Source organism: Aquabacterium sp. (assembly GCF_014378415.1).
GTDB lineage: Bacteria > Pseudomonadota > Gammaproteobacteria > Burkholderiales > Burkholderiaceae_C > Aquabacterium.
In genome coordinates this window covers 1-2,032 of the sequence record NZ_JACMNS010000023.1, presented here as the reverse complement: position 1 = coordinate 2,032, position 2,032 = coordinate 1, and the positions used below count along the sequence as shown (strand labels likewise).

2 protein-coding genes and 1 pseudogene are annotated in these 2,032 nt (G+C 63.7%); 2 read left to right on the top strand and 1 reads right to left on the bottom strand.

The window, feature by feature from the left end:
* Nucleotides 1-64: 64 nt before the first annotated feature.
* Entirely contained in the window at nt 65-748 is a 684-nt protein-coding gene (gene rpe, locus H7225_RS02750; protein ID WP_290659259.1) for a ribulose-phosphate 3-epimerase, read from the top strand.
* Nucleotides 738-1,880 (top strand): pyridoxal phosphate-dependent aminotransferase, encoded by a 1,143-nt coding sequence (locus tag H7225_RS02745; protein WP_366481280.1) that lies wholly within the window; start codon nt 738-740, stop codon nt 1,878-1,880. The genes rpe and H7225_RS02745 overlap by 11 nt, the downstream gene beginning before the upstream one ends.
* A gap of 19 nt (nt 1,881-1,899) precedes the next feature.
* Here the strand turns inward: H7225_RS02745 and H7225_RS02740 are convergent.
* A pseudogene (locus H7225_RS02740) lies at nt 1,900-2,032 on the bottom strand (heat-shock protein); the annotation flags it as partial.

The window sequence follows — 2,032 nt, the reverse complement described above, 5'->3', positions numbered from 1 at the left end:
GGCGGGCCAGCGTCCATAAAATGCAGGCCTGACCTTCAACCGGCCTTTGACCAGGTCCCAAGCCATGTCGCGCACTTTCCGCATCGCCCCCAGCATTTTGTCCGCCGACTTTGCCCGTTTGGGCGAGGAGGTTCGCCACGTGATCGACGCGGGTGCCGACTGGATCCACTTCGACGTGATGGACAACCATTACGTGCCCAACCTGACCTTCGGGCCGATGATCTGCCAGGCGCTGCGCAAGCACGCGGTCAAGGCCGACGGCACCAAGGTGCCCATTGACGTGCACCTGATGGTGCAGCCGGTCGATGCGCTGGCCCAGGCTTTTGCCAAAGCGGGTGCCGACATCATCACCTTCCACCCCGATGCCAGCGCGCACGTGGACCGCACCTTGCAGTTGATCAAGGCTGAAGGCTGCCAGGCCGGCCTGGTGTTCAACCCAGCCACGCCGCTGGATGTGCTGGAGTGGGTGTTGGACAAGGTCGATGTGGTGTTGCTGATGAGCGTGAACCCCGGTTTTGGCGGCCAGAGCTTCATCGACAGCACGCTGCGCAAGGCCGAGAAGGTGCGCAAGATCATCGACGCGTCGGGCCGCGATATCCGCCTGGAGATCGATGGGGGCGTGAAGGTGGACAACATCCGCCGCGTGGCCGACAGTGGCGCCGACACCTTCGTGGCGGGCAGCGCGATTTTTGGGCAGCCTGATTACAAGTCGGTGATCGACGCCATGAGGGCACAGCTTGCAAATTGAATCGCGCTTGCCCGAGGTTGGGACCACCATCTTTTCGGTGATGTCGGCCCTGGCCCAGCAGCACGGGGCCATCAACCTGTCGCAGGGATTTCCTGATTTCGACGCGCCTGGCGAGTTGCTGGACTTGCTGAACCAGCACGCGCGGGCCGGCCACAACCAGTACGCGCCCATGGCCGGCGTGCCCGTGCTGCGCGAGGCCATCGCGGACAAGGCCCAGTCGCTGTATGGCGCCACGTACGATCCGGACACCGAGGTCACCGTCACGGCGGGTGCCACGCAGGCCATCTTCACGGCGGTGGCCAGCATGGTGCGGCGCGGCGACGAGGTCATCGTGTTCGAGCCGGTGTACGACAGCTATGGCCCCGCGATTGAACTGAACGGCGGCAAGCCGGTGTACGCGCGCCTGGCCTTGCCCGACTACAAGCCCGACTGGGCCCAGGTCAAGAAGCTGATCAACAAGCGCACGCGCATGATCATCATCAACTCGCCGCACAACCCGACGGGCGCGGTGTTTTCAAGCGATGACATGCTGGCGTTGCAGGCCCTGGTGCAAGACACCAACATCGTGGTGCTCAGCGACGAGGTCTACGAGCACATGGTGTTCGATGGCGTGCGCCACGAAAGCGTGATGCACTACCCCGGCCTGGCCGAGCGCAGCTTCGTGGTGTCCAGCTTTGGCAAGACATACCACATCACGGGTTGGAAGGTGGCTTACTGCCTGGCCCCGCGCGAGCTGATGGCCGAGTTCCGCAAGGCGCACCAGTTCATTGTGTTCACCGTGCACGCGCCCTCGCAATACGCGCTGGCCGACTTCCTGAAGAAGCGCGAGTGGTATGCGGAGCTGAACGCCCTGTACCAAGGCAAGCGCGACATCTTCCGGCAAGCGATCTCCGGCTCACGTTTCGAGCTGATGCCCTGCCAGGGCACCTACTTTCAATGCGTGAAGTACCAGGCCATCTCTGACGAAGGCGACCGTGCTTTTGTCGAGCGCCTGACCGTGGAGCATGGCGTGGCCGCCATCCCCGTGTCGGCCTTCTACCAGGACCAGGCCGACTTTGGCGTGATCCGCTTTTGCTTTGCCAAATCGGCGGCCACGCTCGAAAAAGCGCTGGAGCGTTTGCTCAAGCTCTGAGCACTTGCGCGCCACCGCATCATTTGCCGAACAAGCGCCCGGCGTGCAAGCCCAGGCCGGTGACCACCGAGGCGAGGCGGTCGCCACGCACCGCGCGGGTTTGGGGGAAGGCCGCTTCCAGCTGGTCGGTCAGCAGCTTCAACCCCGTTGAG

Coding starts and splice junctions, on each gene's coding strand:
- rpe (WP_290659259.1), top strand. CDS start 65: ATGTCGCGCACTTTCCGCATCGCCCCCAGCATTTTGTCCGCCGACTTT.